This window comes from Pseudomonas sp. YL2 (assembly GCF_023063025.1).
In the GTDB taxonomy this organism is placed as follows: domain Bacteria; phylum Pseudomonadota; class Gammaproteobacteria; order Pseudomonadales; family Pseudomonadaceae; genus Aquipseudomonas; species Aquipseudomonas putida_A.
In genome coordinates, this window is the sequence record NZ_JAJSLU010000005.1 from 70454 (window position 1) to 76814 (window position 6361).

The following is a 6361-nucleotide window of genomic DNA, read 5'->3' on the forward strand; positions in this document are numbered from 1 at the left end:
TCGCGAAAGCGTCAGGTCAGTCAACAGCAGTGCTGAATGTGCCGGCCTCTTCGTGAGCAAGCCCACTCCCATCCTTGATCGCAACCAGCCACAAACCTGCCATCCATCGCCGATCCTACAGGGGAATGGTGTGATCCCTGGAACACGCGCAATAAAAAAGGCCTCGCATCTGCGAGGCCTTTCATTTTGGCTTCAATCGGTTCAACTCTGTGGCCTCATCCCTTGAGAAAGTCCGAACATGAACAACAACAGATCATGGTCAGGTTTAGTCGCCACGGAGGCTTTCGCCACCCGTGGTACTGCGCAGTGAGCATCGCCTGTGGTAGCACCGATCACCTGCATGCGGGGCTGCTCCCAGGCCGCCACCGCCAATGAAGCAACTGCCAAGGCTCCAACCAAGAACAAACCTCGTGCAATTTCGAGTTTCATCGCTATAAACCTTTGATAGCGCTGCCAAACGCCGTCTCATAAAAGTAGACGAGTTTTTTCCAGTCCGTGTCGCTGAACGACGAATGGCGACGCAATTGCTTCATGTCATGGGAGGCCGCGCGATAAGCGGTCAGACGCTGACGGCATTTCTCCAGATCGATCAATGCCACTTCGACCTGAGCCGAATCACCTTCGCCGGTCACCCGTACAAAAACGTGTTTGATGTAGATACAGCTGTGCTGCCAACGGCCCTTGTGCATGCGCGCGAGGTTTTCGGCCAGGTCTTTGAGGACGCGCTCGTAAACCGCTTCGCCATATTGGGCACGGCCACCGGCGGCTTCCCACTTCTCGAGTTCGTCGAAACCGTCCAGCGACTTGGTCACCAGCAGCGCACGCCACTTGTGTTGCGGATCGGGCTGCGCACCGCAGAAGACGATTTGCGGGACGCGTACGCCGAGGCGGCTGACACCGGTCAGGGCATCCAGCTCTCGCAAGACTGTCGGCCGGCCGAAAGGATGCAGCCAACTGCGATAGATATGTCCGGTCTGGCGCTTGGCATACAGTAACTGGCCGTCACGGCCCACGACTCGTTGCACACCACTTTCCCCGCCACGGCGCACGTTGGGTTCTTCCACCCATTCACCGCGCTGGTTCCAGTAGTAGTCGAAGCGATCCTGGGGAGCGACTTCCGTTTCTGCTGCTATTTGCACCGCCATCCTGTTACCTCTTGCGTAATACGTAAACCCGCCACATGGCATAGAGCGGAATGAAGTCCAGTTGTTCCTGAATGCGAAAACCTGCGTCTTCGAACTCTTTTTCTACTGTCACAGCCGGTAACACAAACCGGTTTTGGTAACCTTCCTGCCCACGGCGCTGTTCAGCGCGTTTGCGTTTCCAGGCCTTGAAATTACCGTCCACCCACAACGAAATGATTACGCTGTCACGGGTGACACGCTCGAATTCGCGCAAAATCGTCCGCCGATGTTCGGCTTCACCGATGTGATGCAGCAAACGCATGCAGAAAATGCTGTCGACGGCGTTATCCGGCAAGGCAATATCGAACGCTGACGTGTGCAAAGGTTGTACCCGTTTCACCACGTCAGCCGGCTGCGCCTGCATCGCGGTCTTGATCATAGACTCGGAATTGTCCGCGCCAATGATCACCCGATTGGGTTTTTCCGCCAGCAACGGCCAGAAACGCCCTGCACCACACGGCAGATCCAGAACCAGCCCCGGCTCGCCCGCCAGTGTCAGTGCCTTGCGGGCCAGTTGCTCGTCCCGCCAATGTGACAACCGACGACCGAGACCGTCCTGGTGCTTGCGCAAATATTTTTGTGCATGCTGGTCATCATACTTTTCGGAAAAATCGAGCTTGATCGGACTGCTCATTTCAGGACTCCTGAATAACTGATGCCCCTACCATAGGTAGTGGCATGTCAGCGTCAGGTCGTCCCTTTGTGAAAATTACGTCAGGTAAACCGGCAAACTATTACAGGGTTTTACAGGGAGAAAGCAATAGCGCGGGGCCATCAGCGACCGTCAGCACGGCCCAGCGTCACCTCAAAGCGGCAGCCATTGGGCTGCATGGTGCTCAATGTCACCTCCCAGCCCTGGTTTTCACAGATCCGCTGCACCAGCGACAAGCCCAGGCCCAGGCCTTCGCCGCGCTTCTCATTGCCGCGCACGAAGGGCTGGAACATGGCCTCGCGTTTTTCCTCGGGAATGCCGACGCCCGAGTCCTCGACGACGAATCCATTGTCGTTGAGCGTCAGGCGGATGAATCCGTGCTCGGTGTAGTGGCAGGCGTTGCGCAACAAATTGCCCATGACCGCGCTGAGCAGAGTCGCGTTGAAGCGAGTGTCCGGCGGATTGCCCGGCTCGAACATCAGCCGCAGCCCTTTCGATTCGATCGGTTCACGCCAGATACTCAACAAGCCATCGGCCACCTGACTGATGTTCTGCTGCGGCGCCGAACCGGCGTCTTCACGCTGGGCGCGGGCGAGCATCAGAAAGGTCTGCACCAGTTCACGCATTTCTTCGCTGGCGCGGGCGATGCGCTCGACCTGGGCACGACCGCGTTGATCCAGCCCCGGATTTTCCAGCAGCAGTTCACAGGAACTCGCCAGCACCATTAACGGTGTGCGCAGCTCGTGGCTGACGTCACTGGTGAACAGCCGCTCCCGAGTCAGTGCCTGACGCAGGCGCCCCAGCGTGGCATCGAACGCCACCGCCAGTTCGCCGACTTCGTCAGCCGCATAGTCCGGCGCCAGTGGCGGCGCCAGACCGAGCAACTGATCGCGATGCCGTACTTGCCGTGCCAGGCGCACCACCGGCGCCATGACCTTGCGCGCCAGCACCCAGCCGAGGAATACCGCCAGCGCCAGACTGAGCACAAAGCCCACCAGCACCACGGCGAACAGCACGCGTTCACGTTCTTCGAAATCGCTTTGATCCTGCAGCAGCACGTAGCGGCGACCGTCGACGATCTCGACCATCGCGTGATACGACAGCTGCTCGCGGAACACTTCGTGGAACCCCGCATCGAGGTGACGCAGATCCTTGGGCAGCTCGAAATCACCCGGTCCGCCGCTGAAATAGAACAACTGGTCCGGTTCCGGGCGATGGCTCCAGTCCGAGACGTTGTCCATCAGCAGCAGACGCTGCAGGTCGCCGCCCAGCCCCGCCGAAATCAGTTTCTCCTCCACCAGGTGCACGGTCGCCACGATGCCCATGGCGAAGGCCCCGGCCACCAGCGCACTCATCAGCGCAAAGGCGATGATGATCCGCTGGGAAAGGCTTTGCTTAAACTCCATCACGCCCCTCGGCCAGGCGGTAACCCACGCCGTGCACGGTTTGCAGCAACGGTTTGGCAAATGGCTTGTCGATCACCTGACGCAATTGGTGGACGTGGCTGCGCAGGCTGTCGCTGTCCGGGCAGTCATCGCCCCACAGCGCTTCTTCGAGAATTTCCCGGCGCAGGACATGCGGGCTCTTCTGCATCAAGACCGCCAGCAGCTTGAGGCCGACCGGGTTGAGTTTGAGCAACTTGCCCTCGCGGGTCACTTCCAGCGTGTCGAGGTCATAGGACAGGTCGCCGACCTGCAGCGCACGGCGGCCGCCACCCTGAGTCCGGCGCATGACCGCCTCGACCCGCGCCGCCAGCTCGGACAGGGCAAACGGTTTGACCAGGTAATCATCAGCCCCGGACTTGAAGCCCTGCAGACGGTCGTCCAGTTGATCGCGGGCGGTGAGCATGATCACCGGCGTATCGCGCCGGGCATCTTCACGCAGGCGCTTGCACAGGGTGTAGCCGTCGATCCCCGGCAGCATGATATCGAGCACGATCAGGTCGTAATGCTCGGTGGCAGCCAGATGCAGGCCCGACAAGCCGTCCTGGGCACAATCGACGGTATAGCCTTTGAGCCCCAGGTAATCGGCCAGGTTGGCCAGGATATCGCGGTTGTCTTCGACCAATAGAATTCGCATTGGCATCTCCTCCGTACACAGTGACGGCCGTCATGGCCCGCGCAGCTTAAGGCCAACGCCGGTTCAGGGCTAGGGCCGACAGGCGTGCAAATCAATTTGCCCAGGCAAATTAAATGTTTAACAAAGTTTTCACTATCGATTCACAACCTGACTACAGTGACGCCGCGAAACTCGCGCGCCATTGATATAAGGAAAACTAGACAATGGACCCTCTCAAGACCGCGCCCGTGCGCTTTCTGCTGCTCATCACCGGCGCCTGGCTGGTCATCTTTCTTCTGACTCGAGCGGTACTGCTGCTGACTCACCTGGATGAGGCCGGCGGCTTCGCCCTGTCGGTGTTCGGCATCGGCGCGCTGTACGACCTGGGTTTCCTGGCCTATGCGGCATTGCCGATGGGCTTGTACCTGCTGCTCTGCCCGCCAGGCCTGTGGCGGCGTCGTGGACATCGCGGGTTTCTGCGCGCCCTGCTGACCATCAGCCTGTTCGCCATGCTGTTCGTGGCGGTGGCTGAATGGCTGTTCTGGGACGAGTTCGGCGTGCGCTTCAACTTCATCGCCGTCGATTACCTGGTGTACTCGGACGAAGTGCTGAACAACGTCCTCGAGTCGTACCCGATCGGCAAGCTGCTGAGCCTCCTCGCCGTGCTGGCCGTGGTGATCAGCTTTGCCTTGGGCAAGCCGTTCAATGCTGCCATGAATGCCCCGCTGCCAGCGCTGCGCGGACGTCTGCTCAGTGCTCTGGGCTTGTTGATCGTCGCGGGCCTCAGCCTGCAACTGCTCAGCCAGGACGCCCCGCGTGCCCAGGGCGGCAACGCCTACCAGAACGAACTGGCCAGCAACGGCCCGTATCAGTTCTTCGCCGCGTTCCGTAACAATGAACTGGACTACACCCAGTTCTACAAGAGCCTGCCGGCGGAAAAAGTCGCCAGCCAGATCCGCGCCGAGCTGAGCGAAAGCGACGCGCGTTTCATCGGCAAGGATCCCCAGGACATCCGCCGGGTGATCGACAACCCGGGCACCCCGCGCAAGCCGAACATTGTGCTGGTGACCATCGAAAGCCTGAGCGCCAAGTACCTGGGCAGCAATGGCGACGGTCGCAACCTGACGCCAAACCTCGACGCGTTGCGCAAGCAGAGCCTGTACTTCAATAACTTCTACGCCACCGGCACCCGCACCGATCGCGGTCTGGAAGCGATCACCCTGGCCATCCCGCCGACGCCGGGCCGCTCGATCGTCAAACGCATCGGCCGTGAAAGCGGTTTCGCCAGCCTTGGCCAGCAACTGAGCGCGGTGGGTTACGACAGCGTGTTCGTCTACGGCGGCCGCGGCTACTTCGACAACATGAACGCGTTCTTCAGCGGCAACGGCTATCGTGTCGTCGACCAAAGCAGCGTCGATGAAGCCGAGATCCACTTCAAGAACGCCTGGGGCATGGCCGACGAAGATCTGTATCGTCAGACCCTGAAACTGGCGGATGCCGACTACGCCAAACAGCAGCCGTTTCTGCTGCAACTGATGACCACCTCCAACCATCGCCCTTACACCTACCCCGACAACCGGATCGACATCAAATCCGGCAACGGCCGTGATGGTGCGGTGAAGTATACCGACTATGCGATTGGTCAGTTCCTGGAGCAGGCGCGGCAAAAGCCGTGGTTCGACAATACGATCTTCATCTTCGTCGCCGACCACACCGCGGGCAGCGCCGGTAAAGAAGACTTGCCGATCGCCAACTATCAGATCCCGCTGTTCATCTACGCGCCGAAAATGATCGAAGCCCGCGAAAGCGCGCAACTGGCCAGTCAGATCGATCTGGCGCCGACACTGCTGGGCTTGCTCAACCTGGATTACACCTCGACGTTCTTCGGTCGCAACCTGTTGCAGGACAACCCGCTGCCACCGCGCGTGGTGGTCGGCAACTATCAGCACCTGGGTCTGTTCGATGGCAAGGATCTGGCGATCCTCAGCCCGCGCCAGGGCTTGCGCCGGCATGACGATGCGTTGACCGAGAGCCGTGAATCGCGAGTTACCAGCGACGATCCGCTGGTCAGCCGGGCCATTGCGTATTACCAGGCGGCCAGTTATGGCTTCAAACAGCAGTTGTTGAGCTGGAAGCCGGCGAAGGACAGCACTGTCCAGGTCAGCGAACAGTAACCGTCAATAGAAACGCCCCGGGCTGATGCACCGGGGCTTTTTTTTGTTCAACCGGTTATCACAGGAAATCCAGATCCCAATGTGGGAGCGAGCCTGCTCGCGAATGCTGTGCATGCGTCACAGCTGTAGTGACGGGGTGATTGCTTTCGCGAGCAGGCTCGCTCCCACAGGGGATGGTGTGAAGCCTGGAGTCCGGGCAATAAAAAACCACCACCCCCCCCCGGGGGCGGGGGGGTTGTTGTTACAGGGGGGGGGCGGGTGGAACTGACGGCCCCCCCGCCCCCCCCCCCCCC

The 6361-nt window shown here is 60.1% G+C and carries 6 protein-coding genes; 1 reads left to right on the top strand and 5 read right to left on the bottom strand.

Features of this window, described 5'->3' with window-relative positions:
* Nucleotides 1-201 precede the first annotated feature (201 nt).
* The 5 genes from LVD08_RS09550 to colR form a co-directional block, all read right to left on the bottom strand.
* The gene (locus LVD08_RS09550; RefSeq protein ID WP_025111684.1) at nt 202-429 is read right to left on the bottom strand and encodes a hypothetical protein; all 228 of its coding nucleotides are present in this window, start codon (nt 427-429) and stop codon (nt 202-204) included.
* Between the two features lie 2 nt (nt 430-431).
* Nucleotides 432-1145 carry a lipopolysaccharide kinase InaA family protein gene (locus LVD08_RS09555; protein WP_096795130.1) on the bottom strand — a complete coding sequence of 238 codons (714 nt, stop codon included), beginning with the start codon at nt 1143-1145 and terminating at the stop codon, nt 432-434.
* 4 nt (nt 1146-1149) lie between these two features.
* A complete protein-coding gene (locus LVD08_RS09560) occupies nt 1150-1818 on the bottom strand; it encodes a class I SAM-dependent methyltransferase (protein ID WP_027612050.1) in 669 nt (222 codons plus the stop codon).
* A 140-nt stretch (nt 1819-1958) separates the two neighbouring features.
* On the bottom strand, nt 1959-3242 hold the full coding sequence (locus LVD08_RS09565; RefSeq protein WP_247268015.1) for a sensor histidine kinase: 1284 nt from the start codon (nt 3240-3242) through the stop codon (nt 1959-1961).
* Complete coding sequence (gene colR / locus LVD08_RS09570) at nt 3232-3915, bottom strand: two-component system response regulator ColR (protein ID WP_041068401.1); 684 nt, start codon at nt 3913-3915, stop codon at nt 3232-3234. Before colR ends, LVD08_RS09565 begins: the two co-directional genes overlap by 11 nt.
* Before the next feature lie 203 nt (nt 3916-4118).
* Between colR and LVD08_RS09575 the strand changes: the two genes are divergently transcribed.
* Nucleotides 4119-6068 (top strand): LTA synthase family protein, encoded by a 1950-nt coding sequence (locus tag LVD08_RS09575; protein ID WP_247268016.1) that lies wholly within the window; start codon nt 4119-4121, stop codon nt 6066-6068.
* The last annotated feature ends 293 nt before the right edge of the window (nt 6069-6361 follow it).